The organism is Deinococcus depolymerans (assembly GCF_039522025.1).
GTDB lineage: Bacteria > Deinococcota > Deinococci > Deinococcales > Deinococcaceae > Deinococcus > Deinococcus depolymerans.
On the sequence record NZ_BAAADB010000029.1, the window covers coordinates 44,437 to 69,372 of the forward strand.

At 71.2% G+C, this 24,936-nt stretch carries 25 protein-coding genes and 1 other RNA gene; 21 read left to right on the forward strand and 5 right to left on the reverse strand.

What is annotated here, in order from left to right; all coding sequences use genetic code 11:
- Positions 1 to 116: 116 nt before the first annotated feature.
- Entirely contained in the window at positions 117 to 722 is a 606-nt protein-coding gene (coaE, locus tag ABDZ66_RS12805; RefSeq protein ID WP_343759556.1) for a dephospho-CoA kinase, read from the reverse strand.
- Positions 723 to 936: 214 nt separating this feature from the next.
- Between coaE and ABDZ66_RS12810 the strand changes: the two genes are divergently transcribed.
- The 3 genes from ABDZ66_RS12810 to gatA all read left to right on the forward strand — a co-directional run bounded on the left by ABDZ66_RS12810 (position 937) and on the right by gatA (position 4,709).
- Positions 937 to 2,130, forward strand: a complete 1,194-nt coding sequence (locus ABDZ66_RS12810; RefSeq protein ID WP_425544433.1) for a tetratricopeptide repeat protein — start codon at positions 937 to 939, stop codon at positions 2,128 to 2,130.
- Between the two features lie 336 nt (positions 2,131 to 2,466).
- The gene (locus tag ABDZ66_RS12815) at positions 2,467 to 3,039 is read left to right on the forward strand and encodes a CAP domain-containing protein (protein WP_343759559.1); all 573 of its coding nucleotides are present in this window, start codon (positions 2,467 to 2,469) and stop codon (positions 3,037 to 3,039) included.
- 194 nt (positions 3,040 to 3,233) lie between these two features.
- Positions 3,234 to 4,709, forward strand: a complete 1,476-nt coding sequence (gene gatA, locus ABDZ66_RS12820) for an Asp-tRNA(Asn)/Glu-tRNA(Gln) amidotransferase subunit GatA (RefSeq protein ID WP_343759561.1) — start codon at positions 3,234 to 3,236, stop codon at positions 4,707 to 4,709.
- A 192-nt stretch (positions 4,710 to 4,901) separates the two neighbouring features.
- On the opposite strand, the gene truB is transcribed toward gatA, so the two are convergent.
- Complete coding sequence (gene truB, locus ABDZ66_RS12825) at positions 4,902 to 5,828, reverse strand: tRNA pseudouridine(55) synthase TruB (protein ID WP_343759563.1); 927 nt, start codon at positions 5,826 to 5,828, stop codon at positions 4,902 to 4,904.
- Between the two features lie 103 nt (positions 5,829 to 5,931).
- Between truB and ABDZ66_RS12830 the strand changes: the two genes are divergently transcribed.
- The 3 genes from ABDZ66_RS12830 (at position 5,932) to rnpB (ending at position 7,786) form a co-directional block, all read left to right on the forward strand.
- Entirely contained in the window at positions 5,932 to 6,303 is a 372-nt protein-coding gene (locus tag ABDZ66_RS12830; protein ID WP_343759566.1) for a hypothetical protein, read from the forward strand.
- A complete protein-coding gene (locus ABDZ66_RS12835; RefSeq protein WP_343759571.1) occupies positions 6,300 to 7,136 on the forward strand; it encodes a pseudouridine synthase in 837 nt (278 codons plus the stop codon). Before ABDZ66_RS12830 ends, ABDZ66_RS12835 begins: the two co-directional genes overlap by 4 nt.
- Before the next feature lie 212 nt (positions 7,137 to 7,348).
- Positions 7,349 to 7,786, forward strand: an RNA gene (rnpB, locus tag ABDZ66_RS12840) — RNase P RNA component class A.
- Positions 7,787 to 7,886: 100 nt separating this feature from the next.
- On the opposite strand, the gene ABDZ66_RS12845 is transcribed toward rnpB, so the two are convergent.
- The gene (locus ABDZ66_RS12845; protein ID WP_343759574.1) at positions 7,887 to 8,243 is read right to left on the reverse strand and encodes a DUF423 domain-containing protein; all 357 of its coding nucleotides are present in this window, start codon (positions 8,241 to 8,243) and stop codon (positions 7,887 to 7,889) included.
- A 263-nt stretch (positions 8,244 to 8,506) separates the two neighbouring features.
- On the opposite strand from ABDZ66_RS12845, the gene mraZ reads away from it, so the two are divergent.
- The 7 genes from mraZ to ABDZ66_RS12880 all read left to right on the forward strand — a co-directional run bounded on the left by mraZ (position 8,507) and on the right by ABDZ66_RS12880 (position 15,327).
- Positions 8,507 to 8,935: a division/cell wall cluster transcriptional repressor MraZ gene (gene mraZ, locus ABDZ66_RS12850; protein ID WP_343759576.1), complete on the forward strand. Its 429-nt coding sequence runs from the start codon at positions 8,507 to 8,509 to the stop codon at positions 8,933 to 8,935.
- Positions 8,932 to 9,924: a 16S rRNA (cytosine(1402)-N(4))-methyltransferase RsmH gene (gene rsmH / locus ABDZ66_RS12855; RefSeq protein ID WP_343759578.1), complete on the forward strand. Its 993-nt coding sequence runs from the start codon at positions 8,932 to 8,934 to the stop codon at positions 9,922 to 9,924. Before mraZ ends, rsmH begins: the two co-directional genes overlap by 4 nt.
- Complete coding sequence (locus ABDZ66_RS12860; protein WP_343759580.1) at positions 9,921 to 10,328, forward strand: hypothetical protein; 408 nt, start codon at positions 9,921 to 9,923, stop codon at positions 10,326 to 10,328. Before rsmH ends, ABDZ66_RS12860 begins: the two co-directional genes overlap by 4 nt.
- A complete protein-coding gene (locus ABDZ66_RS12865; RefSeq protein ID WP_343759582.1) occupies positions 10,319 to 11,665 on the forward strand; it encodes a peptidoglycan D,D-transpeptidase FtsI family protein in 1,347 nt (448 codons plus the stop codon). The genes ABDZ66_RS12860 and ABDZ66_RS12865 overlap by 10 nt, the downstream gene beginning before the upstream one ends.
- A gap of 433 nt (positions 11,666 to 12,098) precedes the next feature.
- Positions 12,099 to 12,665 carry a 3D domain-containing protein gene (locus ABDZ66_RS12870; RefSeq protein ID WP_343759584.1) on the forward strand — a complete coding sequence of 189 codons (567 nt, stop codon included), beginning with the start codon at positions 12,099 to 12,101 and terminating at the stop codon, positions 12,663 to 12,665.
- 107 nt (positions 12,666 to 12,772) lie between these two features.
- On the forward strand, positions 12,773 to 13,981 hold the full coding sequence (locus ABDZ66_RS12875) for an ABC transporter permease (RefSeq protein ID WP_343759587.1): 1,209 nt from the start codon (positions 12,773 to 12,775) through the stop codon (positions 13,979 to 13,981).
- Positions 13,982 to 14,307: 326 nt separating this feature from the next.
- Positions 14,308 to 15,327, forward strand: a complete 1,020-nt coding sequence (locus ABDZ66_RS12880) for a PEGA domain-containing protein (RefSeq protein ID WP_343759589.1) — start codon at positions 14,308 to 14,310, stop codon at positions 15,325 to 15,327.
- Between the two features lie 77 nt (positions 15,328 to 15,404).
- Here the strand turns inward: ABDZ66_RS12880 and ABDZ66_RS12885 are convergent, their stop codons facing one another.
- A complete protein-coding gene (locus ABDZ66_RS12885; RefSeq protein ID WP_343759592.1) occupies positions 15,405 to 15,980 on the reverse strand; it encodes an NUDIX hydrolase in 576 nt (191 codons plus the stop codon).
- Positions 15,977 to 16,621, reverse strand: coding sequence for a MazG family protein (locus ABDZ66_RS12890; RefSeq protein ID WP_343759595.1), 645 nt, complete (start codon positions 16,619 to 16,621; stop codon positions 15,977 to 15,979). The genes ABDZ66_RS12885 and ABDZ66_RS12890 overlap by 4 nt, the downstream gene beginning before the upstream one ends.
- Positions 16,622 to 16,759: 138 nt before the next feature.
- On the opposite strand from ABDZ66_RS12890, the gene ABDZ66_RS12895 reads away from it, so the two are divergent.
- From ABDZ66_RS12895 to ABDZ66_RS12930, 8 genes are all read left to right on the forward strand, one after another.
- Positions 16,760 to 17,218, forward strand: a complete 459-nt coding sequence (locus ABDZ66_RS12895; protein WP_343759598.1) for a hypothetical protein — start codon at positions 16,760 to 16,762, stop codon at positions 17,216 to 17,218.
- A gap of 239 nt (positions 17,219 to 17,457) precedes the next feature.
- Positions 17,458 to 17,712 (forward strand): hypothetical protein, encoded by a 255-nt coding sequence (locus tag ABDZ66_RS12900; RefSeq protein ID WP_343759601.1) that lies wholly within the window; start codon positions 17,458 to 17,460, stop codon positions 17,710 to 17,712.
- Between the two features lie 191 nt (positions 17,713 to 17,903).
- Entirely contained in the window at positions 17,904 to 18,632 is a 729-nt protein-coding gene (locus ABDZ66_RS12905) for an SDR family oxidoreductase (RefSeq protein ID WP_343759604.1), read from the forward strand.
- A gap of 100 nt (positions 18,633 to 18,732) precedes the next feature.
- Positions 18,733 to 19,155: an SsrA-binding protein SmpB gene (gene smpB / locus ABDZ66_RS12910; RefSeq protein WP_343759606.1), complete on the forward strand. Its 423-nt coding sequence runs from the start codon at positions 18,733 to 18,735 to the stop codon at positions 19,153 to 19,155.
- Between the two features lie 10 nt (positions 19,156 to 19,165).
- Complete coding sequence (locus tag ABDZ66_RS12915) at positions 19,166 to 20,548, forward strand: N-acetylmuramoyl-L-alanine amidase (RefSeq protein WP_343759608.1); 1,383 nt, start codon at positions 19,166 to 19,168, stop codon at positions 20,546 to 20,548.
- Positions 20,545 to 21,096 (forward strand): GerMN domain-containing protein, encoded by a 552-nt coding sequence (locus ABDZ66_RS12920; RefSeq protein ID WP_343759611.1) that lies wholly within the window; start codon positions 20,545 to 20,547, stop codon positions 21,094 to 21,096. Before ABDZ66_RS12915 ends, ABDZ66_RS12920 begins: the two co-directional genes overlap by 4 nt.
- Before the next feature lie 82 nt (positions 21,097 to 21,178).
- The gene (locus tag ABDZ66_RS12925) at positions 21,179 to 24,487 is read left to right on the forward strand and encodes an AAA family ATPase (RefSeq protein ID WP_343759613.1); all 3,309 of its coding nucleotides are present in this window, start codon (positions 21,179 to 21,181) and stop codon (positions 24,485 to 24,487) included.
- 63 nt (positions 24,488 to 24,550) lie between these two features.
- Positions 24,551 to 24,901: a hypothetical protein gene (locus tag ABDZ66_RS12930; protein ID WP_343759615.1), complete on the forward strand. Its 351-nt coding sequence runs from the start codon at positions 24,551 to 24,553 to the stop codon at positions 24,899 to 24,901.
- The last annotated feature ends 35 nt before the right edge of the window (positions 24,902 to 24,936 follow it).

Genomic DNA, 24,936 nt, shown 5'->3' on the forward strand with positions numbered 1-24,936 from the left:
TCACGGTCAGGAGAGGGGGCGGCTGCGCGAGGCGTGGCCGCCCCCTGGCGGTTGGGGGTGTGGGGCCTGGGTGGGCCTCGACGTGGGCGGTCAGGTCGCGCACACGCTGCCCGCCATCAGCCATCCAGCCCCAGCCGGCGCAGCGCGGCGTCCACCTGCGCTTCCAGGTGGGCGTGGTCGCCGCTGTTGTCGACGACGACGGTCGCCCGAGCGCGTTTGTGCTCGGCGGGCATCTGGCGGGCGTCGCGGGCCAGGACCTCGGTCTCGCTCAGGCCGCTGCGTTCCATGACGCGCCGCACACGCAGGGAGAGCGGCGCGTCCACGACGATCACGGCGTCCATGCTGGCGTCCAGGCCACCCTCGAACAGCAGGGGGATGTCCTGCACGATCACACGCTCGCCCCGCGCGGCAGCCTGCGATTCCAGCGCCCCCATGCGCTCACGCACGCGCGGGTGTGTGACGCGGTTCAGGTCCGCCAGGGCTGCCGGGTTGCCGAAGACCCGCGCGGCCAGCGCGGCGCGGTCGAGGATGCCGTCCGTGACCACGCCGGGAAAGCGGGCGTCGAGCAGGGCCAGCACCTCGGGGTCCTGCGTGACCAGCCGCGCCTGCTCGTCGGCGTCCAGGACGGTCAGGCCGCGTGCGCGCAGCAGGGCCGCGACAGTGCTCTTGCCGGCGCCGATGGACCCGGTCAGGCCCACACGCCGGAGGGTGGAAAGACTCATGCTGCGGACTGTAGCAGTGCCGGCAGGCGCGGCGGGCGGGTCAGCTGCCGGTCACGTGTGGCGTGAAGACTGTCAGAATGGGTCGCCCCGCATCTCACAGCCACTTCACCCCAGCTGTGTCCGTTCTCACGTATTATCCGCTCACGCCACATGCTGGCAGGGCGTGGTCGTTCCGGTGCAGCCGCGCCGGGCGAACCCCACGGAGGTTTTTCGAGTGAATCGACGCACGACCGTTTCTGGCCTGCTGGGCCTGATGATCACCCTGGGCCTCGCCGCGGCGTCCACCGCCGCCGCCCAGACCACTCCCGCTCAGTCCGCTCCCGCCCAGACGACCCCCGCGCCCACCGCACCGGCGCCGGTCACCCCGACCCGTTCCATTCCCGCCGCGAACTACGTGGCGGTCGGGGTGTACTACTACGAGCAGGGACAGTTCGATCAGGCGTACGTGGCGTACCGCGCCGCCGCCGAGATCGACCCCCGCAACCCGGAAGCGTTGATCGGTCTGGGGCGCGCGCAGGTGAAACTGCGCCTGTACAGCGCCGGAATCGAGACCCTCAAGCGCCTGATCAGCCTGGACAGCCGCAACTTCGACGCGTACATCTCGCTGTCGCAGGCGTACGTGCAGCAGTACATCGGCGCCGGGGACCGTGCCAGCGTGGCGTCCAACCTGGGCGAGGCGCTGCGGATCCTGACCGACGCGGAAGCGGTGGCGCAGGCCAGCAGCGCGAAGAACATCGCGCTCAGCCGCGTGTGGAACGAGCGCGGGTACGTGTACAAGTTGCAGGGTGACGGCACGCGCGCCATCGAGGCGTTCCGGCAGGCGTCCACGCTGAACCCCGACAACTCGATCCTGCTGTACAACCTGGGCGACATGTACTACGCGACCGGGAACATCCCGCAGGCGCTCGATTACCTGCAGCAGGCCGTGATCGTGGACCCGCGCGACGCCTTCAACCGCGCGTACTACGCGAAACTGCTGGCCCTGAGCGGCAACCTGACGGCCGCGCGGCCCGAGGCGGCCCAGGCAGCGAGACTGGCCCCGAAGAACGCCTACGCGGTCGGGCAGTACGGGGTGGTCAGTTACCTCGCCAAGGACCCCACCACCGCCCGCGCGCAGCTGACCCAGGCGGTCAAGCTCGACCCGCTGCGCTACCCGGAGTTCTACTACTACCTGGGCCGCCTGAACCTGGACGGCGGGGAACTGAAAGCCGCGCGTGAGAACCTGACGCGCGCCGCCGCGCTCGGCAGCAACACCCCGGAGTACCTGTACTACCTGGGCCTCAGTTACGAGCGCGGGGCGGGCGCTGTCGCCCCGGACCGCCTGAAGGCCCGCGAGAACTACGAGGCGGCCCTGAAACTCAGCCCCGGGTACAAGCCCGCCCAGGAAGGCCTGAACCGCGTCCGCTGAGCGCCGGGCCTGTCACAGAATTCTGACAGCGCCTGCCCTCCCGGACAGCGGCCCCGAGTCCCCGGAACGACCAGCCCCTCGCGGCTGGTCGTTCCCTGTTTGCCCCCCCCACCACCCCCGCCCCCCGGGAGGTCACTGAGGGCAGACGCCGTCTGGCACGGGCAGAAGCCGGGCAGCGCCCGGATGGCGGGGGCGGGCGTGTTCCCCCCCGGATGGGGGTGTCGGCGTGGGTGGCCGTTCATGACCCTGCGCGTGAGCCGCCTGAAAGGGACCACTGACTAAGGTGAGGGCACTTCAACCGCTGAACCTCTCAGACAGCGAAAAAGGAACCCTCACATGCCCATCCACCTTCACCCCCTGACCCTCCTGATTCCGACCGCCTTGCTGCTCGCCTCCTGCGGCGCCGGCCCCAGCGCTCCCAGCGCCGTGGGCAGCAGCGCCGCCACCGGCACCCAGGGCAGCGCCCCGCGCGACGCGGGCAGCCAGACCATGAGCGCCGAGGAAGCCCAGATCCTGCGGGAAATCAACGAGGCGCGCGCCGTGCCCCGCAGCTGCGGCACCCAGCGCTTCGCGGCGGCCGCGCCCGTCAGCTGGAACGGCTACCTGGCCGCCGCCGCCCGCGCCCACGCCGGCGACATGGCCGCCCGCGGGTACTTCGACCACAACACCCCGGAGGGCGTCAAACCCGCCCAGCGGGCCGAGGCCGCCGGGTACACCGGCTGGCAGATGGTGGCGGAGAACATCGCGGCCGGGTACACCCTGGGGAACGTCACGCAGGGCTGGCTGGACAGCCCCAGCCACTGCAAGACCCTGATGGACCCCAGCCTGAAGGAAGTGGGCGTGGGCTACGTCTACAAGCCCGGCAGCAGGTACGGCACCTACTGGGTGCAGGACTACGGCACGCGCTGAAGCGTGACCGCACCGCGCTCCAGGGTTGAAGCTGGGCGCACGCGACAAAGAATGGGCGGGACGGTTCTGTGAGGGGAGCCGTCCCGCCCAACCTGTTGGGCGCCGGCCGCGCACCTCGGCGCGGCCCTGGACGGCGCGGCCGGTTCAGGCAGCCGGGCGCACCGGGCCGGGCCGCGCCGCTAGACTGACCGGGTATGTCCGTGCCCGCCACCCCGCCCACCAGCGCCACCAGCAGCGCCGCCGCACAGGCCCGCGCCGTGCAGTCGCGCGACACGACCCCCCAGGACCTGACGGCCGCCACCCTGGCCCGCATCGAGGCGGCCCGCGAGCTGAACGCCGTCCTGAGCGTCAACCCGCACGCCGACGGGCAGGCCGCGCAGGTGCAGGCCCGCCTGGACGCCGGTGAGGTGCTGCCGCTCGCGGGCGTGCCGGTGATCGTCAAGGACAACATCAACGTGACGGGCACCGCCACCACCAGCGGCAGCCGCATCCTGCGCGGCTACGTCAGTCCCTACGACGCCACGGCCGCCGCGCGGCTCGTGCAGGCGGGCGCCGTGATCGTCGCGAAGGCCAACATGGACGAGTTCGCCATGGGCAGCTCCACCGAGAACAGCGCCTACGGCCCGACCCTGAACCCGCACGACACGGCCCGCGTGCCCGGCGGCAGCAGCGGCGGCAGCGCCGTGGCCGTCGCCGCCGGCCTGAGCGCCGTCAGCCTGGGCAGCGACACCGGCGGCAGCGTCCGCCAGCCCGCCGCGTTCACCGGCGTGTACGGCCTGAAACCCACCTACGGCCGCGTCAGCCGTTACGGCCTGATCGCGTACGCCAGCAGCCTCGACCAGATCGGGCCGTTCGCCCGCAGCGCCGAGGACCTCGCGCTCGTCATGAACGTCATCGCGGGGCACGATCCCCTGGACGCCACCAGCCTGCACGCGCCGCCCGCCTTCACCGCCGGGACGCCCGACGACCTGCGCGGCCTGCGGGTCGGCGTGATCACCGAGAGCCTCGCCGGGAACACCGTGGGCGTGAACGCCACGCTGAACGCCACCCTGGACGCCCTGCGCGGCGCGGGCGCGACCACCGCCGAGGTCAGCCTGCCGGAACTGCGCTACGCCATCGCCGCGTACTACCTGATCGCCATGCCCGAGGCGAGCAGCAACCTCGCCCGCTTCGACGGCATGGTGTACGGACAGCGCGCGTCCGGCAGCGACGTGACCGAGGCCATGACCCTGACCCGCGAGCAGGGCTTCGGCCCGGAAGTGCAGCGCCGCATCCTGATCGGCACGTACGCCCTCTCGAGCGGCTACTACGACGCGTACTACAGCAAGGCCATGAAGGTCCGCCGCCTGATCGCCGACCGCTTCACGCAGGCCTTCGGGCAGTTCGACGTGCTCGTCACGCCCACCAGTCCCTTCCCGGCCTTCCGGCGCGGCGAGAAGACCAGCGACCCGCTGGCCATGTACGCCGCCGACGTGGACACCGTCGCCGTCAACCTCGCGGGCCTCCCGGCCCTGAGCGTCCCCGCCGGCTTCGAGACGGTGGACGGCACGCCCCTGCCGGTCGGCATCCAGTTCATTGCCCCTGCCCTGCACGACGAACGTCTCGTGCGGATCGCCGGGGCGCTGGAAGGCATCGGCCTCGCGCAGCCGCAGGTGGCACCAGGGTACTGATACGGACTGCCGTTTGTTTCGCCAACAATCCGGAACTTCACCGGATTGCCGGCTCCACGTCCGGAACCCGTTTTTCTTCCACTCGCTTCGCTCGGATTGAATGGGCTTTCCAGCCCATTCAATCGGAGTCCGTATGAGGAGGTGGTGGGTTGTCGGGTGTGGGAACGGCTGATCCTTCACCCCCCACCCCCCTCACGCCCAGGCGCGCACGACTTTCAGCTGCTCGCCGTCGCCGTCCACGACCGCCACGAGGTCGCCGTTCAGGGTGACGACGTGGCGGCCCCGGGCGGGATGGGCCGGGCGTTTGCCCTGGCGGAGTTCACGGGCCACGCGGTCGTCGGCCTCGATCACTGGGAAGTCCAGCGCGGCCAGGTCGGGAATGCCGGCCGCGCCGGGCAGGTCGTCCACCGTCACGGCGTCCCGCAGGTCGTAGCGGCCCACGCGGGTGCGGACGAGTCCGCCCAGGTGCGCGGGCACACCCAGTGCGGCGCCCACGTCGCGCGCCAGGGAGCGCAGGTACGTGCCGCTGCCCACGCTGGCGCGCACCAGCAGGGTGGGGTACTCGCCCAGCGCGGGCGGCAGCGTGAAGGTGTGTCCAGTCTCCGCCGGGGTCCAGCTCCGCGAGTCGAAGGTGCGCGGCGCGGCCTCCACGCCGGGGTACACGCCCAGCAGGTCCAGCGAGTGGATCACCACGTTGCGGGCGGGCAGGTCCAGCGCACCGCCCGCACGGGCGACCGCATAGGCCCGCTGGCCGCCCACTTGGATGGCGCTGTACTGCGGCGGCACCTGCGCCTGCGGCCCCGTGAAGGATTGCAGCAGCGTCTGCACCTGCGCCGGGTCCAGGGATGGCACGTCGCCCGTCTCCTCGACCGGGCCCTCGGCGTCCAGGGTGGGCGTCCCGGCCCCCAGGCTGATCCACGCGAGGTAGTCCTTGCTGTCGGCCTCCATGAACTGCACGACCTTCGTGCTGTCGTCCACGCACAGCACCAGCACCCCGGTCGCCAGCGGGTCCAGCGTCCCGGTGTGCCCGACGCGTTTGGTGCCGCGCGCCCGCCTCGCGCGGTTCACGACATCGTGCGAGGTGAGGTTCAGGGGTTTGTCGACAGCGATCACGGGCATACGCGCGAGGCTACCAGAGGACAGGCGCCGGCAGTGGACCGTGACGTCCGGGGATTCTCACGGTCCACGCTTCACTCACCTGTTCCCGCGTAGACTGATTCCTGTGTTGCGTGTCGCGTTCTGGCTGACCGCCCTGCTGTTCATTCCGCTGGGCCTGTACCTGTACTTCCTGTCGCCGGGCGTGGCGGCCCTGCTGGGCGTCTCGCCGCTGTGGCTGGCACGCGGCAGCGGCGCGCTGCTGCTGGCCTGGGGCGCCTTTCAGGTGGCGGCCAGTTTCCGGCCGGACGCCGTGAAGGTCGCCGGCCTGGCCGGCGGGAACCTGCTGTGCGTGGCCGCGCTGCTGCCCGCCGCGTTGCGCGGCGCGGACGCCCTGCCGCCCGCCCTGCGCTCGCTGCTGCTGGGCCTGTCGGTCTTCCTGCTCGTCCTGGCCGTGCTGGCCATTCTCTCCTTTCCATCCCGCCGGGGGCGCCTATGACCGACCGATCCGCTGACCATCCTGACTCCACTCCCGCCAGCTCCGGCGGGGAACGCCTGCAGACCAGTCCCGGCGGGGAACGCCTCCAGAAACGCCTCGCGCGCGCCGGGTTCGCCTCGCGCCGCGCCGTCGAGGACCTGATCAAGGCGGGCCGCGTGACCGTGAACGGCGAGGTCGCCGCGCTGGGCCGCACCGTCACCGACGCGGACGACATCCGCGTGGACGGGCAGCTGATCGAGACCGAGAGCGTCCCGAAGGTCACGTTCATGCTGTACAAACCGCGCGGGTACGTCACGACCGCCCGCGACGAGTACGGCCGCCGCAACGTGCTGGACGCCATGCCGCACATTCCGGGCCTGCACCCGGTCGGCCGTCTGGACCGCGACTCGGAAGGGCTGCTGCTCCTGACCACCGACGGTGACCTGACGCTGACCATGACCCACCCCCGCTACGGGCACGAGAAGGCGTACCGCGCCTGGACGGACGGCCCGCAAGAACCCACCCAGGCGGACCTGGACGCCCTGACGGACGGCACCCTGAAACTGGAGGACGGCCCGGCCCGCGCCCTGCAGGCGACCCCGGCGCGCGGCGGGGCGTTCGTGACGCTCGGCGAGGGCCGCAACCGGCAGGTGCGGCGCATGCTCGACGGCATCGGGCACCCGGTCACACGCCTGCTGCGCTACCGCGTGGGCGGCCTGTGGCTGGGCAACATGGAAGTCGGCGAGTACCAGCAACTCGACGGGCGCGACCTGCAGGACCTCCTGCACCCCGAGAAGGTCCCGGCGGCCGTCTGGGACCGCGAGTGGGAACGCATCCAGAAACGCTGGGGGTAATACGGACTCCGATTGAATGGGCTGGAAAGCCCGTTCAATCCGAGCGAAGCGAGTGGAAGAAAAACGGGTTCCGGACGTGGAGCCGGCAATCCGGTGAAGTTCCGGATTGTCGGCGAAACAAACGGCAGTCCGTATAAGGGGGCTGTGGGCTGAGAGGCAGTGCTGTTCCCGCAACCCACAGCCCACACCCCATCCTGCTATGCTCTGTCCTTGCGGGGGAATGTTCGGCCGCGCCCAGGCGTGAGTCTGGGTGAGGAAAGTCCGGGCACCGCAGGGCAGGGATGCCAGCTAACGGCTGGTCGGCGAGTCAAGTGCCCGCGGCGCGCGCCTGCGTGCGGGTGGCGGCGAAGCCGAAGGACAGTGCCACAGAAACCAGACCGCCACCTGCTGGCGTTTCAGTACGTGAAGCCCCGGCGCGGGCGGGCAGGTGGTCAGGGTGAAACGGTGCGGTAAGAGCGCACCAGGCTCCCGGGAGACCGGGAGTGTCTGGTAAACCCCATCCGGTGCAAGACCCGACAGTGCGCGAGGGTGGCCCGCCCTATGACCGCCAGGATGGTCGCTTGAGGCGCGCGGCGACGCGCGTCCCAGAGAGATGGCCGAACAGTCACGAGAGTGGCGGACAGAACCCGGCTTACAGTTCCCCCGCACCACACGAGCAGGCCGCCTCCGAGCAACCGGGGCGGCCTGCTTCGGGCTGCTGGCTGGAGGGGTGGGCTGTGGGAACGGCTCCTGCCGCCCGCAGCCCACGGCCTACAGCCCCTTCTTCGCGTCCAGCGCGGCCAGCACGAACGCGGCGATCATCAGGACGCCGCCGATGGGCGTGACGGCACCCAGGATCTTCACGCCGGTCAGGGTCAGGAGGTACAGGCTGCCGCTGAAGATCACGGCGCCCGCCAGCAGCGGCCAGGGCGCGCGGGTCTGGGTGGGCTGGGTGCCCAGCACCAGCAGGGCCAGCGCGGCGTACATCTGGTAGCGCACGCCGGTCTCGAAGGTGCCCAGGGCTTCGGGCGTCAGCTGGGCTTTCAGGGCGTGGGCGCCGAACGCGCCGAGCGCGACACCCGCGGCGGCCAGGACGGCGCCGGTACGGAAGGAGTTCAGGGCGGGCATGCGGGCATGCTAGGCGGGACCGGCGGGGAAAGTGTCCTGGGAGACCGCGGGGGGGGGAAACGGCCGGGTGGGGGAGACCGGTGGGAAAACAGAGGCGTTCGGGACGACTTTGTGGGTTCTGGTGGGGATTGGTGGTAATTCGTGGGGAGGACTGTTACACTCGCCGCATCAACCTAAATACGTTTAGTTCGTGTTCATGGTTGAACGTTGCCTGACGTTCCGCCGGGCGTGCCGGTGGGAACGGGTGGGGAAAAGGGGAGACGTTGCCGTTCGGAGAGTACCCGTACACCATCGACGACAAGGGGCGTGTGGTCATCCCACCGCCTTTTCGTGAGTTCGTGGAGGACGGCATGATCCTGACGCGCGGCATGGAAGGCTGCCTGTACGTGTTTCCGCTCTCCAGCTGGAAGCGGGTGGAAGAGCAGCTTGAAGGGTTGCCCCTCACGGACGCCGGGTCACGGGCGTTCGTGCGTTTCTTTTACTCCGGCGCGAACAAGGCGCGGCTGGACAACCAGAGCCGCGTGTCGGTCCCGCAGACGCTGCGGGCCTTCGCGGGGCTGGACAGTGACGTGATCGTGGCGGGCGCGCCCGGTCGCCTGGAACTGTGGAACCCGGACCGCTGGGAGTCGGCCATCACGGCCGTGCAGGACAACCCACCCAACCCCGACCTTCTCGTGAACTTCGTGGCGTGAACAGCATGAATGCAGATACCGAACAGCCCAACCACATGATCCCGGAGCCCTCCACTCCGTCTGAAACCGTTCCGACCGCGCCCAGCTCCCCCGAATCCGCGGACGCCGACGGCGCCGAGGGAGCCGGCGTCCTCACGCACGTCCCGGTGCTTGCCGACGAGGTCGTCGCGGCCCTGGCCCCCGCGCCGGGCAAGGTGTTCGTGGACGGCACGCTGGGCGGCGCCGGTCACACCGGGCTGCTGCTGGCGGCCGGCGCGACCGTGTACGGCATCGACCAGGACCCCTTCGCGCTCGACCGGGCGCGCGCCGCGAACCACCCGGGCCTGCACGTCCTGCAGGGCAACTACCGTGACATGGTGTCGCTGCTGGCGGGCGCGGGCGTCACGCAGGTGGACGGCATCCTGCTGGACATCGGCGTGAGTTCCTTCCAGCTGGACGACACCGGGCGCGGGTTCTCCTACCACACCGAGGCGCCGCTGGACATGCGCATGAGTCAGTCCGGCGAGAGTGCGGCCGACGTGGTGAACGGGTACGACGAGGAGGACCTCGCGGCGATCATCTACGAGTACGGCGAGGACCGCCTGTCGCGCCGCATCGCGCGGGGCATCGTGTACGCCCGCGAGAAGGCGCCCATCGAGACGACCGTGCAGCTGGCCGACATCGTCAAGCGGGCGTACCCTGGCTTCAGCAAGGGCATCCACCCGGCCCGGCGGACCTTCCAGGCGCTGCGCATCCACGTGAACGACGAACTGGGCGCACTGCGCGACGGTCTTCAGGCGGCCGAGACGCTGCTGGCACCGGGGGGCCGGCTGGCGGTCATCAGTTTCCACTCGCTGGAGGACCGCATCGTGAAGCGCTTCCTGCTGGGCAGCCAGGTCCTGTCGCCACTCACCAAGCGCCCCGTGGTGGCCTCGGAGGCCGAGCAGGCCCTCAACCCCCGGGCGCGCAGCGCGAAACTCCGTTCGGCCGAACGGGTGGGGCGCGCGTGATCCTGCCGTTCCGGAAGGGTGCGGGGCTGCGGGAGGTCCGGCTGGGCCGCCTGACGGTCGACACCAGCCTGCCCACCTGGCGGGGCCGGGCGGTGCGGTACGTGCTGATCTACCTGCTGATGGTGGTGACGCTGGTGACGGTCCGCGCCGCGACGCAGCAGGTCCGCCCGGCGCTGCGGGAAGCGCAGGCGCGTGAGGCGGTCCTGACCACCCGCCGGGACGATCTGGCGATCGAGCTGCAGACGCTGGAGAACCCGCAGCGGCTGAGGGACTGGGCCTTCGCGAACGGCATGCAGCGCCTGACGGACGCCGCCAAGGTGACGGAGAAGATCGGGGGCGTGCGCCCGGTCCCGGCGCCGGCCGCGCCGGAACGCAGGGTGGAGGTGAGCGTTCAGTGGAAGTGAAGATCCGTAACCGTTCGGTGCTGATGCGCGTGCTGGCGCTGTGCATGTTCCTGACGCTGGTGTGGGCGTACGCCCAGCTGGAGTGGGGGGTACCGCAGACCGTGAAGAGTTCCGTGGTGCAGGCGCGCGGGCAGATCGTGGCGTCGGACGGCAAGGTGCTGGCCATGAGCCGGGACGGCAAGCGCGTGTACCCGCAGGGGCACATCGCGGGGCAGCTGCTGGGCATGATGGGCGCCACCGAGGGGCTCGAGGGACTCGAAGCGGCGTACAACGGCTCGCTGGCGGCCGGGCAGACCCTGAAACTCACCCTGGACACCGAGGTTCAGGCGTCTGCCGAGGCGGCGCTGGCCAAGGCCGTGCCGGAGCACCGTGGGGAGTTCGGGTCGGTGGTGGTGCTCGAGACCCGCACGGGCCGCGTGCTGGCGGCCGCGACGTACCCGCCGTTCAATCCGAACGTGTGGCGCCGGTTCAAGGAAACCGATTGGCTGAACCGTCCGTTCGTGACGCGCTTCGAGCCGGGGTCGACCATCAAGGCGCTGGTGGTGGCGGCCGCGATCAACGAGGGCCTGACCACCCCGGACACCGTGTACAACACACCCATGCGCCGTTTCGTGGGGGGGCGCTGGGGCAGCACCATCGGGGACGCCGTGGATCATCCGGGGTCGCTGAGCACGCAGGGCATCCTGCGTTACAGCAGCAACGTGGGCATGAGTCACGTTGTCGAGCGCTTTCCGATGGAGACCATGCGGTCGTACCTGGAGGCCTACGGGTTCGGGCGCGACGTGAGCCTGCCGGCGCTGCCGGCCGCGACCGGGTCGTTGCAACCGCTGGTCCGCTGGGACGAGCTGGTGCGGGCGACCAATTCGTTCGGGCAGGGTATGAGCAGCACGACCCTGCAGCTGGCGGCGGCCTTCAACACGCTGGCGAATGACGGGCAGTACGTGTCGCCGCGGCTGGTGGAGGGCGCGGGGGGCGTGGAGCGGCGGAACGTGATCCGGCCCGAGGTGGCGCGCACGACCCGCCGGATGCTGCAGAACGTGGTGACCGAGGGCATTTTCGCGAAGGCGGGGATCGAGGGGTACACGCTGGCGGGGAAGACCGGGACGGCGCAGACCGTGGACGCCAGTGGGCGGTACTCGAAGTCGATCTATGACAGTACCTTCGCGGGGTTCTTTCCGGCTGAGGCGCCGCGCGTGACGATCGCGGTGATGGTGCACGGCGCCAAGCGCGAGTACCACGGTTCACAGCTGGCCGCGCCGATCTTCAAGGAGATCTCGGCGGACATTCTGTCCAACTGGGCCGCCGCGCCGGAGCGGCCCAGGACCAGCAATGAGTAAATCGTGAGCGTGGCTGTCGAATTGACCGCGTGATCAGTTCTCTCTTCGTGCTTCTCTCACGGTTGGTCGCCGGATCAAGGTAATCCATGCCACAAAGTGGGCCCATCTGGGACCCGGGTCGGCGGTGGTCGATACCAAATTCTGCCTGCTGCAGAACAATTCTGTGAGAAACTAAATGAGAGGATTAGAACTTATCTCATTTTACCAAGTGCCCCCAGAAGGGCACTTTCTGGTTTTTATGGACTGACGTCAATAATATGGCGTCTTTAAAATGAGATCATAAATCAAAATTTCTCAGAAAAGTGCCATTTGGAACCCGTACGCTCATTCTCGAGGTCGGGAAAGCCTTCATGCTGGCACCCGCACTTGAATCCACCCACTGAAAAACGCCGGATGCTGCCGGGCCCACCGCCCCGCCTCCGCAGGAGACCCCATGCTTCAACCCCTGATCCGCTGGACCCGCGCCGTCCTGTTCAGCCTCGCCGGAGTCGCCTCCGCCACCCCCGCCCTGCCCGCCAGCACCGTCGCCACCGACGCCGTCCGCGACGCCCTGAGCGCCGCCCCCACCGCCGCCACGCCCACCGCCCAGACCCAGAGCGCCGCGCAGGTCCGCGCCGAGGCCGTCGCCCGCGCCGAGGCCAGCCGCGACACCGTCGCCCTGACCCCCATCCGCGGCAAGACCGCCATCGCCCGCTCGACCGCCTACAACAGCGTCCCCGGCCAGACCGACGCCACCCCCTACATCACCGCGACCGGCACCCGCACCCGCCCCGGCGTCGTCGCCCTGTCCCGCGACCTGCTGCGCACCTTCCCCTACGGCACCAAGGTCATGATCGAGGACCTGAGCGGCAAGTACAGCAACATGCTCCGCGGCCGCGTCTTCGTTGTCGAGGACACCATGGCCGCCCGCAAGACCAACTCCGTGGACGTCTGGATGGCCACCCGCAGCGAGGCCCTGAACTGGGGCGCGCGGCAGATCCGCATCACCGCCGTCCGCTGATCCACCCCCCGCACCCCTGACCGGGCCCCCCTCCACGCGAGCGGGGGCCCGCGTCCGCATGGCCCAGCCGGCCCCCGCCCGGAGCTCTCTGGTATCCTCCGCTTCGCATGACTTCAGCCCCGGCCACCCCACCCGAGCGCGGCCCCGCCGCCCCCGACCGCTCGCTGGCATGGTCCCTGGCCCGCGCCCACCTGCGCCGCCGCCGCACCCAGAACGTCCTGACCATCCTCGGCATCGCCGTGGGCGTCATGGCCCTGATCGCCGCGCTCAGCCTCACCAACGGCTTTACCCGCGCGCTCGTGAACGCCACCCTGCGCGCCAGCCCCCACCTGAGCGTCACGGCCTTCACCCCGAGCGGCCCCGACCGCGCCCTGGAACGCGCCATCACCGCCGACCCGCGCGTGCAGGCTTTCACCCCCTTCCTGGCCGACAAGGGCCTGCTGACCCGCCCGGCCAGCGAGGGCCGCGCCGCCGGCGTGGACTTCGCCACGCTGTTCGGCGTGACCGGGCAGGCCGCCCGCGTCCTGGACCTCCCGCCCGCCGAACGCGCCGCCCTGGCCTCCCTGAACAGCGGCGAGGTGATCCTCGGGTCCGCCCTGGCCCGCAGCGTGGGCGCCTTCACCGGCGACGAGGTCCGCCTGCTGAACTCCACGCAGCGCCGCACCAGTCTGACCGTCCGGGGCGTGTTCACGACCGGCAACTACCTCATCGACTCCGCGTACGCCTTCACCAGCCTGCAGACCCTCCAGACCCTGCAGGGCACCACCCACATCACCGGCTACCAGCTGCGCCTGCGCGACCCGGACCTCGCCACCGCCGTCGGCCAGGACCTGACCCGCGTCCGCCCCTACTCGTCGCTGCCCTGGCAGAGCCTGTACGGCACCCTGCTCGACCAGCTGGCCCTGCAGAAGAAGGTCATCGGCTTCGTGGTGCTGCTGATCGTGATCGTCGCGGCCTTCGGGATCGCGAACGTCCTGACGCTGGCCGTCTTCGAGAAAACCCAGGAGATCGCCATCCTGCGCGCCATCGGCGCGACCCGCCGGCTGATCACGCAGGTATTCCTGCTCGAAGGCCTGGCGCTCGGCCTGGGCGGCCTGCTGCTGGGCAACCTGCTGGGCCTGGGCATCAGCGCGTACTTCACCGTGCGGCCCTTCACGCTGCCCGGCGACCTTTACTTCATCACCACCCTGCCGGTCGAGGTACGCGCCACCGACCTGCTCGGCGTGAACGCCGTCGGTCTGCTTACCACCCTGCTCGCCGCGTTGATCCCGGCCCGCCGGGCCGCCGGCATCGAACCCGCCCGCATCATCCGCTGACAGCCCGGCGAAGGCCACCCCGGCGAACCGGGCGACGACACGCCGGGCCGCCGCCCAGCCGGACCGCCCCCTGTTCCGTCAGCAACGCGGAAAAACGCCGGATTGCCGGCTCCACGTCCGGAGGGGCGTTTCTCTCCTTCTCTGCGGAACAGCGCTGCGAGTCGCCTCCGCTCGGACCCAGCGGCTTTGCAGCCCATTCAATCGGAGTCCGTATCAGGACCCCGTCACCCAGCTGACTGCGAACTGAAGCCCCATTAACATTCGTCCCCTGCCGACTCACGGTGCGTCATGTGACGGCCGCTAGGCTGCTGTTCGGAGGTAACACCATGAAAAAATTCCTGATGATCCCGGCCGCCCTGCTGCTCAGCACCGCCGCCGCTGCACCGAAAATCAGCGCCCAGAGCATCATCGTGAACCCCGCCCAGCCGGACCTGAACGTCAGCGTCCGCGTGGACAAGGACGCCAGCGGCGCCCAGAACCCCGCCTACCGCGTCGGTGACCCCATCTCCATCAGCGCCACCGTGAACCGCGACGCCTACGTGTACCTGTTCAACGTGAACCCCGACGGCAGCGTCGACCAGATTCTCCCCAACCGCCTGAGCGAGAGCAACTTCGTGAAGGCCGGCACCACCAAGAGCTTCCCCGCGCCCGACGATAACTTCAAGTACACCGTCGCCGGCCCCATCGGCCAGAACAAGGTCCTGGCGCTGGCCAGCGCGACCGAACTGGACCTCGACCAGATCAGCTCCTTCAAGACCACCCAGGACCAGTTCGCCACCGTGAACGCCAAGAACCAGAACGGCCTGGCGCAGGCGCTGAGCATCGTCGTGACCCCCCTGCCGCAGAACAGCTGGGTCAGCGACACCGCCTTCTACACCGTCGCCGCCCGCAACCCGGTCAGCACCGGCAGCCTGTTCGTCGGCACGAACGTCGCCAACGCCAGCGTCATCCTGAACGGCCAGACGCTGGGCGCCGCGAACGTCACGTACAGCAACCTGCGTGCCGGCACGTACCCCGTGCGCGTCAAGGCCCCGGGCTACCGTGACTACACCACCACCATCACCGTCCGCGCCGGCAGCACCACCAACCTGAACGTGGAATTCGCGCAGGCCGTCACGCCCGCACCCGTCACCAACCGCTTTACCGTCACCATCCGCACCAGCGTGAACGGCGCCCGCGTGTTCGTGGACGGCCAGGAAGCCGGCACCGTCAGCGGCGGCCAGCTGAACCTGCAGCTCGCGCGCGGCACGCACGAGATCCTGATGGTCGCTCCCGGCTACCGCACCTTCAGCAACACCTACAACATCACCCAGAACGGCCAGATCACCATCACGCCCACCCGCTGATCCAGCGGGGCCAGGCGGCCCCCAGCCACCGCGACCCGGTGGCTGGGGGCCGCCTGCTGTGCCGACCACCGCGCCCGTCAGCCCGGACCGTCGGTGAGCAGGTCGTGCACCACCCGCGCCGTCATGCCCCAGATGTCATGCCCCTGCCACGGGTAGCGGTACAGCGGAACGCGCTGCCCGTCCGGCAGGGTGCGGACCTCCCGCACCACCGTCAGGTCCCGCAGGTCCCGCAGTGACGGCAGCAGCAGCTGCGCCACCTCGCCGCTGAGGGTCAGGGTCGGTTCGGCCGGCACGCGCGCCAGGACCGGCGTCACGTGAAACCCGACCGGGGTGAACACGTCGTCCAGCTCGCCCAGCACCGTCACGTCCCCGGCCGGCAGGCCGACCTCCTCCCAGGCCTCCCGCACCGCCGCCTGCGTGGGAGTCTCGCCGGGTTCCAGGCTGCCGCCGGGAAAACTGATCTGCCCCTGGTGGGTGGGCAGGTCTGCCGAGCGCACCGTGAGCAGCAGGCGCGGGTCAACCTCGCGCGTCAGGGCGACCAGTACGGCCGCGCGCCGGTAACTGGGCAGGTGCAGGCTACGCCGCTCCCGTTCTCCCACCCACAACGCCCACGGGTCGGCCAGGGCGGAGTCCAGCGGGTCCGGGCCGGTCACGGGGCCGGCTCCTGACCGTCCAGGGCCCGCAGGGTCGCCAGCGAACGGTCGCGCAGCGCGAGTTCCGGATCGATGCCGACGCTGCGGGCCCAGCTCACGGCGGCCGCGAGGACCTCCGCGACGCCCGTTGCCGTGTCCGGGGCGTCCAGCGCCGCGCGCCTCAGGGCGGCCCGCGCCTGTGCGGGCGTGTCCTTGCGGCCGGCCAGCCGCTGCGTTTTCGTCTCGCGGGCCAGGGCGCCCAGCGCGGACGGCACGCGCTCCTCGGCGCGGCGGGGCTGGCCGCCCCGTTCCTGCGCCTTGATCGCCTGCCAGTTTCTCACGACGTCCGCGCTGCCCTGAACGTTCACCTCACCGAACACATGCGGGTGGCGCCGCACCAGTTTCTCGACCACGCCACGCTCCACCGCCGCGTAGTCGAAGGTGCCGGTCTCCTCGGCGATGACGCTGTGAAACGCCACCTGCAGCAGCACGTCCCCCAGTTCGTCGGCCAGGGCGGCCGGGTCGCCGCTGCCGGCGGCGTCCGCCGCCTCGGCCGCTTCCTCCAGCAGGTAGGGACGCAGGGACTCGTGGGTCTGCTCCTGATCCCAGGGGCAGCCGTCCGGGGCGCGCAGGCGGCGCATGATCGTCAACAGGTCCTGCATGACGTCACTCTAGCGTCCGCGGCCCCGGCCCGGACGGCCCGCGGGCAAGCCGGACCACATGAGTGCCGGGGCCGGCGAGCCGGGCGGGCCTCACGCTCACTTCACGCGCCGTCAGGCAGACTGTGATGCACTGCACCCATGACACGACGTCTGATTCCCCTGTCCATCAGCGCGGCCCTGACCGTGGCCGCCGCCCAGCCAGCCCCGGCCAGCTGGAGCGGCCAGACCCTGGCCCGCGCCACCTTCGTGATCCAGGCCCCCCAGATTCAGGGCAACGCGAACGTCGTGAACGCCGATCAGCGGCGCGGCATTCTGGAAGCCATGAAACGCGACTCGGCCGGGGCGCTCAAACGCCGTTACCCCGGCGCGACGATCAGCAGTGATCCGGCCGCGGCCGGTGCCATCCGCGTGACGCCGGTCCTGGTGGCGCCCGCCGCGCTGCTGCCCTGGAACAAGCTGAGCGCGCAGTGGCAGTTCGTGATGCCGGAGGGCGGCAACGTGGTCCTGAAGCAGGACTTCGGGGTCCTGACCCTCTGGCAGAAGCAGGCGGAGGCCGCCAACTACATGTACGACGTGCTCGCGCAGCGCCTGCCCTGAGCGGCTCGGTGAAGGTCGGCCCGACTGGAACGGGCCGGCTTTTTCCTGTACGCTGTGCCCAGAGCCTCTCATATGACCTTCCGGTCAGTGTGTCCGGGCTGGCGGGCATCCCGCCCCTGCTCCTGGCCGCGCACCCACCACATCCGGTCGGTCACACCTGGGTTCCCAGCCGGTCCCGACAGCAACAGGCCATGACACGCCGCTGAACGAGCGGGCGCACCGTGGAGGTGAGGGTTGAAATGACACGAAGAGAGTACCTGATACGCTGCGTGCTGATCAGCGTCCGCCGACGCCTGGGCCGCGTGATCCTGAGCGGCGCACTGCTGGGTGCCACGGGCGCCGCACTTGGCCTGCCGCTCGCGCTGACCGCGGTCTGCCTGCTGCTGGGCCTGACCGGCGCGGCCGGCTGGATCGCCGTGCGTTCCTGGCAGCGCCACTCGGACGACGTCCTGCCCGGGCCGGTCGTGCTGGGCGACACGGTCCAGTCGTCCTGATACGGGCTGCGGTCCGTTCCGCCCTCCACCCCGGGTGGCCAGCCCCGCACCCGGCAGTCCTCCGGATGCCCACGCTGCGGAGCCGCTCTCCGGGTCCGTACGGGCCTGCCCGCACAGGGTCGCCCCTGAGACAACGTTCATTCGGAAGCCTGCTCACAGGCCCACCCCGGCGCCCGTGTTAACGTCCGGGCATGACGGATTCCAGTAATTCCAACGCCAGCACGACAAAAAGCGCCTTCATCACCGGCGCCAGCAAGGGCATCGGGCTCGCCGTGGCCCGCGCCCTGATCGCCGACGGGTACGCCGTGACCATCACCAGCCGCAACCAGGGCGAGATTCAGGGCGTCGCGGCCGAACTCGGCAACGGCACGCGCGGCGTGGCCTGTGACGTGAAGGACCCGGCCGCCGTGCAACGCGAGGTGGACGCCCACGTGCAGGCCTTCGGCGGCCTGGACGTCCTGTTCGTGAACGCGGGCGTGGGGCACTTCGGGAACATCGCGGACCTGAGCATCCAGCAGTGGCAGGACGTGATCGACACCAACCTCAGCGGCGCGTTCTACACCGTCAAGGCCGCCATTCCCGCGCTGTCCGAGCGCGGCGGGTACATCTTCACGCTCTCCAGCCTCGCCGGGAAGAATCCCCTGCCGGGCGGCGGCGCGTACAACGCCAGCAAGTTCGGCCTGAACGGCCTCTCGGAGGTCATGAACCTCGACCTGCGCGACCGGGGCATCAAGGTCACGCAGATCATGCCCGGCAGCGTCGCCACGTACTTCAACGGGCATACGCCCGATCAGGACAAGGACGCCTGGAAGATCCAGCCCGAGGACCTCGCGCAGCTGACCGTGGACCTGCTGCACATGCCGGAACGCACCCTGCCCAGCCGGGTGGAAGTGCGCCCAAGCCGCCCCCCGAAAAAGTAACCGGTCGACAGCTGATGGTCGATGGAAGGGGGAAGCCCGGTCCATCGACCATCACCCATTGACCATCAACAGCTTTTCCCCGTGCTGCTAGAATGCGCGGGTGTACACGAACCGCCGCGCTCATTACGAGTACGAACTACTGGAGCGCTTCGAGGCAGGCATCAGCCTGACCGGCAGTGAGGTGAAAAGCATCCGCGCGGGCGGCGTGGACTTCCGCGACGCCTTCGCCCGCCTGAGCAGCGGGAACGTCGATCTGGAAGGCCTGTACATCCCCACGTACAAGGAAGCCACCTACAACAACCACGAGCCGCGCCGCACCCGCCGCCTGCTGCTGAACCGCGACGAGATCAGCAAGATGAAACGCGGCCTGGAACAGAAGGGCCTGACGCTGGTCCCCACCCGCCTGTACCAGAAGGGCCGGTACTTCAAGGTGGAACTGGCCCTGGCACGCGGCAAGAAACTGCACGACAAACGCCGCGCCGAGGCCGACAAGACCGTCCGCCGGGAGCTGCGCGAACTGTGAGGCGGGCGCAGTGACCCGCGTGACCCTCGGACGGACCCGCGCCGCCTGGACCGTGCTGGCCGGCAGCCTGCTGCTGGTCGGCCTGGCCGGCGCGCAGATCGCGTTCAGCCGCCTGAACCTCGCGGGAAAACAGGTGGACAGCATTCAGCTGTACGGCGCGGAATACGCCAGTCAGGCAGCCCTGAGCGGCCTGCTGGGCGTCGCGCGCGACGGCGGCGTGGTCCGCGTGACCGGGCTGGGCCACACGCTGCTGCTGCCCATCGACGAGGACCAGCAGCGCGCCACCACCACCTTCAACACCGTGCAGCTCGACACCCGCCGCCTGAACGCCCGCGCCGCCACCCTGGTGAACGGCAACCTGTACCTGCCGCTGGACACCCTGGCCAACGGACTGGGCGCGCAGTACCGCAAGGGTGACTTCAAGGTGGCCGCCCCCACCCTGCTGTCGGTCAGCAGCCGCGCCGGACGTGACAGTGACCGCCTGGTACTGGACCTGAGCCGCGACGTGGACATCAGCGATGAGCAGCGCGGCGACCGCCTGGTCGTCACGCTGCGCGGCCTGAGCGGCGACGCCCGCCGCTACACCACCCGCGGCGCCTTCGTGCCCAGCGCCGAGGTGACCCGCAGCGGCAGCGACCTGACCCTGACGCTGCCCGTGAACGCCAGCAGCGGCTACCGCGTGTTCAAGGTCGTGCGGCCCGGCAGTGTGCGCGTCGTCGTGGACGCCGGTCCCGGCGTGCCGCGCCGCAGCCCGCAGCTGCTCGAGCGCGTGACCCGGCCGCTGATCGTGCTGGACCCCATGAAGGTCAGCGGGGTGGGCCGCGACGTGACGCTGGAAGTCGCCCGCCGCGCGGCGGAACTGCTGACCCGCGCCGGCTGGCAGGTGCAGGTCACGCGGGACAGCGCCGCCGCCCTGTCCCGCGAGGAGGCCCTGAAACTCACCCGGCAGAGCGACGTGTACCTGGGCCTGGACCTGGGCCGCTTTCCCGGCTCGTCACGGGGCGGTGTGACCGTCTACGAACAGACGGGCCGCTCGGCCTCCCAGTTCGTCAACGCCCTGCGCGCCGGCACCCCCGTCCCGTACGGAGGGCTGGTCGTGGCCGGCACCGGCAGCACCCGCCGGCTGGGTGAACTGCTGCGCGGGGAACTCAAGGGGGGCGGCGTGACCGCGCGGCAGGAACGGACCTCGCGCCTGCTGACGCTGGGCGAGGCCCCGCAGGCGGCGCTGCTGCTGGAACTCGGCTGGAGCAACAACGCCCAGGACCTCGCCAACCTGACGGTGGACAGCCGCCTGCAGGTCATGGCGGTCGCCGTGGCCCGCTCGGTCGCCACCTACCTGACGGCCCGCGCGAACAACAACGCGAACGTCTCGGGACAGGGGGCGGCGCAGTGAAGGTTCTGGGCAGACTGCTCTCGCTGTTCAACGTGATCGCCGCGGCGCTGCTGATCGCGGCGGCACTGGCCCTGCAGGCCGTGCAGAGACCCCCCCAGGTTCCCACCCCGCCGCAACTGCAGCTGGCCGAGCGCACCGCCCTGAAGGTCAAGGTGTACTTCACGGACGCGCAGGTGCAGGCCCTGAAACCCGAGACCCGCACCGCGCAGGTCACGCAGACGAACGCCCGCGCCGTGGCGCAGGCCGCGCTGGACATCTGGGCGCAGGGCCCCTTCGACCGCGCGCTGCTCGGCGTGGTCCCGGCCAAGACCGCCGCGCCGAAGGTGTACCTGCGCGGCCAGCATTTCTTCGTGGACCTGCCCGCCGCCTACGCCAACCTGCGGTACGGCAGCAGCGGCGAGCGCATGCTGGCCTGCACCATCACCCGCACGCTGCTGGAGGAACGCGGGCAGGACGTGACGTTCCTGCTGGCCGGGCAGAACGTGGACAGCCTGGGCCACATCGACCTGCGCGAGCCGTTCACCCGCCAGGACTGCGCCGACCAGTGACCCGCGCCCCCCACCCCGTCACCCACGGAGGCGCGGCCTGAGCCTCGGCCCCGCCTGAGCGCCTCCCCGCCGGTTCCCGATCATGCTTCAGAGCGTCACCCTTCAGGGTTTCAAATCCTTCGCCGAGCGCACCCGCCTGGACTTCGGTCCCGGCGTGAGCGCCGTCATCGGCCCGAACGGCAGCGGCAAGAGCAACGTGGTCGAGGCGATCCGCTGGGCCACCCACCAGGCCCGCGCGCGTGAACTGCGGGCCACGCGCGCCCAGGAACTGATCTTCCACGGCAGCGGCGGCAAGGCCCCGCTGGGACTGGCGGAAGTGCAGCTGGAACTCCTGACGCCCGCCGGGGAACGCGTGAACCTCGCGCGGCGCATCTACCGCGACGGCACGGCCGAACAGGACCTGAACGGCCGCGCCGCCCGCGTGCGCGACATTCACGGCGCGCTGCGCGGCACCGGCCTGGGCCCCGGCGGACTGGCCGTGATCGGGCAGGGCGAGGTGAGCGGCGTCGTGCAGGCCGAAGGGAAGACCCTGCTGGGGTACGTGCAGGAGGCCGCCGGGCTGTCCCGCGCCGTCACCGCCCGCCAGGAGACCGAGGCGCGCCTGCGCGAGGCCGACACGCACCTGAACGCCCTGCGGCTGCTGCTGCAGGAACGCCAGGCAGCCCTGACCCGCCTGGAACGGGCCGCGCAGGACGCCCGCACCTGGCACGCCCTGACCCTGCGCACCCTGACGCTCGAAGACGCCCTGAAACGCGAGCGGCAGGCCGCGCTGGCCCGCGAGATCGCCGCCGCCCGCGCCGAGGCTACCGACCTGGAAGCCCGCAGCGCCGCCCTGAGCGGCGAGGTGCAGGCCGCCGCCGCCGCCGTCGAGGCCGCCCGCGAGGACGCGCAGGCCGCCCGCGCCCGCCGCGACGCGCACGCCGGGGCCCTGGAAACCCTGCGGGCCGCCCGCGCCGCGCACGAACAGGCCGCCCGCTACCGCGACCACCTGGAGCGCGAACACAGTGGCCTGCAGGCTGAACTGGCGGCGCTTCCCACCCAGCCGCCCGCGCAGCCCGCACCTGACCTGAACGCCCTGAGCGCCGCCCTGAACGCTGCCCGCGAGGCCGCCGCCGCCGCCGAGAGCCGCGCCCGCCGCCTGGAAGACGAACTGACCCGCGCCCGCGCCCTCGTCGCCCGCGCCGCCGAGGCGCACGCCCGCCAGGACGCCAGCCGCGAGACGCTGCGCGCCGAACTGGAACGCGCGCAGGGCAACCTGGAAGTCACGGTGGAGAACCTCGCCGCGGCCCGCGACCGCCTGGACGCCGCCCGCACCGCGCACGCGCACGCCACCGACGGGTACGCCGCGCTGCACGCCGAGCGCGAGGCGGCCACCGCGCACGAGCGGCACCTGAGCGCCGAACTGGCCCGCGTGAACGCCAGCGTCGCCCCGCTGCGCCGCGAACGCGAACGCCTGGAAGCAGCCCTGAACTCCTACGCCCGCTACGGCGAGGGTGCCCGCAACGCCCTGCGCCTCGACCATCCGGGCATCGTCGGGTCGGTCGCGGACCTGCTGACCGTCCCGGCCGAGTACGAGGTCGCGGTGGGCGCCGCGCTGGGCCGCCGCCTGGAACAGGTGGTCGTGAACCGGGCGGACGACGCCCGCGAGATCATCGACGAACTGAAACGCACGGGCGGCCGCGCCACCTTCCTGCCGCTGGACCTGATCCGCGCCCGCCCCCGCCGCGACGCGGCCCTGCTGCGCGAGGACGGCGTGATCGGCAACCTCGCGGACCTGTGCCCCAGCGACCCGCCCCTGGTCGCCGAGAGCATCCTGGCCGACACGCTGATCGTGCGGGACCTGCGCGCCGCGAACCGCATCGCCCGCACGCACGCCAGCCGCCCGCGCCTCGTGACGCTGGACGGCGAACTCGTCGAACCCGGCGGGGCCATCACGGGCGGCCGCGCCCGTGACACGGGCAGCGGCGTCCTGGCCGACCAGCGCCGCTTCCAGGAACTCGACGCGGAACTGGAGGACTCAGGCCGCCAGAGCGCCCGCCTGAACGCCGAACTGAAGAAGGTGCAGGCCACGCTGGCGGGCAGTGACGAACGCCACGCCGCGCTGCGCCGCGCGCTGGACGACGCTGCCCGCGAACAGCAGGCCGCCGAGCGGCGCGTCACGGAACTCGCCGCGCAGGAACGCAGCCTGGAAGCCAACCGCGACCGGCTCGCCGCGCGCCTCGGCCCGGACCTGACGGACATCCCCCTGCCGCCCCCCGGCGCGCTCCCGGACCTGGACGCCCTGGAAGCCGACCTGCACGCCGAACGCACCGCCGCCGAAACGCACCGCGCCGCCGAACGCGCCGCCGCCGAGACGCTCGCCGTGGCCCGCGAGACGGACGCCGCGTGGCGCGCCTACCGCGCCGGACGCGCCCGCGCCGGGGAACTCCGCGAGCGCCTGCACGCCACCGCGCAGGCCGCCGCCGCGCAGGACACCCACCTGCAGGCCGCGGCCGCCGAGGTCACGCGCCGCGAGGCCGCGCTCGGCACGCTCGACGAGAACGAGTACGCCCGCGCCGAGTACGCCCGCGAGCAGGCCGCGCAGACGTACACCAGCCTGATCGGAGCGCAGAACAGGGCCCGCGCCCGCCTGGAGGACCTGCGGGTCCTGATCGCGCGGCGCGAGGGCAGCCTGGAACCCATCCCCGACGGGTGCCTGCCGCCCGGCACGCCCCGCGAATGGACCGCCGAACTGGCCCGCGCCCGCGCCGCCCTGGAGGCCCTGGGCCCCGTGAACGCCCGCGCCGAGGCCGACCTGCATGCCGAACAGGCCGCGCTGGACGCCCAGCAGGCCGAACTGACCGACGCCGACAGCGCCGCCGCCGAACTGCGCGCCCACCTGCACGACCTCGAAACTGCCGAGGGGCTCGCCACGGCCGCCGCCTTCGACCGCGTGAACACTGCCTTCCGCGAGTACAGCGCCGAACTGCTCGGCGGGACCGGCGAACTCGAACGCGAACTCGACGACCAGGGCCGCCTGCGCGGCCTGCGCCTCGCCGTGCAGCCCCGCGGGAAACGCACCCGCTCCATGACGCTCCTCTCGGCCGGGGAACGCACCATGGCGGGCCTGGGCTTCCTGTTCGCCCTGAACCACGCGGGCGGGGAGGGCAGTGCCGGCGGCCTCCCCCTGGCCGTGCTGGACGAGGTGGACGCCCCGCTGGACGAGGCGAACATCCGCCGCTTCACCGCCTTCCTGAAGCTGTTCAGCGAGCGCGGCGCGCAGTTCCTGCTCGTCACGCACCAGAAGGCCACCATGGAGATCGCGCACGCCCTGTGGGGCGTCACCACCGACCAGACCGGCGCCAGCCGAGTCCTGAGCATCAAACAGCCCGGCGAGGTCCGGGCCGGTTAAGCGGAGCCGTCAGCACGGGCCATTCTGCTGGCAAACTCCCGCTGCGCCCGCTACAGTCACGGCATGAACCCGGTCCCCGCGCCCCAGTCCGTCCCGGCCCGCCTCGCCCAGATCGCGCTGTACGGCGTGGCGGCCGCCGCCGGGGTCGGGCTGCTGACCCTGATCGTCAGCGCCGTCCTGAACGGCGGCCTCACCCGCGCCGCGGCCGCCGACGCGCTCGGCTGGGGCGCGCTGATCCTGGGCTTCCTGTCCGGCGCGGTCGTGTACTCGCAGTCCGGTCAGAGTCGCATCGAGAGCACGATGCGCGCCCGCCTGGGCGAAGGCTACCGCGCGCCGGGCCTGCCCTGGCCGCAGATCCTGGCGCCGCTGGTCGGGGCGGGCGTCCTGTCGGCCATCGTGTTTGCCCTGAACTGACCTGGACGCCCGTCCTCCTGTGGCGGCATCCGCCA

Bases quoted from the DNA above. Each gene is read 5' to 3' on its own strand.
- ABDZ66_RS12870 (WP_343759584.1), top strand. From the start codon at position 12,099: ATGCTTCAACCCCTGATCCGCTGGACCCGCGCCGTCCTGTTCAGCCTC.
- ABDZ66_RS12815 (WP_343759559.1), top strand. From the start codon at position 2,467: ATGCCCATCCACCTTCACCCCCTGACCCTCCTGATTCCGACCGCCTTG.
- ABDZ66_RS12905 (WP_343759604.1), top strand. From the start codon at position 17,904: ATGACGGATTCCAGTAATTCCAACGCCAGCACGACAAAAAGCGCCTTC.
- ABDZ66_RS12895 (WP_343759598.1), top strand. From the start codon at position 16,760: ATGACACGACGTCTGATTCCCCTGTCCATCAGCGCGGCCCTGACCGTG.
- ABDZ66_RS12880 (WP_343759589.1), top strand. From the start codon at position 14,308: ATGAAAAAATTCCTGATGATCCCGGCCGCCCTGCTGCTCAGCACCGCC.
- ABDZ66_RS12890 (WP_343759595.1), bottom strand. From the start codon at position 16,621: ATGCAGGACCTGTTGACGATCATGCGCCGCCTGCGCGCCCCGGACGGC.
- ABDZ66_RS12925 (WP_343759613.1), top strand. From the start codon at position 21,179: ATGCTTCAGAGCGTCACCCTTCAGGGTTTCAAATCCTTCGCCGAGCGC.
- ABDZ66_RS12875 (WP_343759587.1), top strand. From the start codon at position 12,773: ATGACTTCAGCCCCGGCCACCCCACCCGAGCGCGGCCCCGCCGCCCCC.
- ABDZ66_RS12845 (WP_343759574.1), bottom strand. From the start codon at position 8,243: ATGCCCGCCCTGAACTCCTTCCGTACCGGCGCCGTCCTGGCCGCCGCG.
- ABDZ66_RS12835 (WP_343759571.1), top strand. From the start codon at position 6,300: ATGACCGACCGATCCGCTGACCATCCTGACTCCACTCCCGCCAGCTCC.
- gatA (WP_343759561.1), top strand. From the start codon at position 3,234: ATGTCCGTGCCCGCCACCCCGCCCACCAGCGCCACCAGCAGCGCCGCC.
- ABDZ66_RS12900 (WP_343759601.1), top strand. From the start codon at position 17,458: ATGACACGAAGAGAGTACCTGATACGCTGCGTGCTGATCAGCGTCCGC.
- coaE (WP_343759556.1), bottom strand. From the start codon at position 722: ATGAGTCTTTCCACCCTCCGGCGTGTGGGCCTGACCGGGTCCATCGGC.
- ABDZ66_RS12930 (WP_343759615.1), top strand. From the start codon at position 24,551: ATGAACCCGGTCCCCGCGCCCCAGTCCGTCCCGGCCCGCCTCGCCCAG.
- truB (WP_343759563.1), bottom strand. From the start codon at position 5,828: ATGCCCGTGATCGCTGTCGACAAACCCCTGAACCTCACCTCGCACGAT.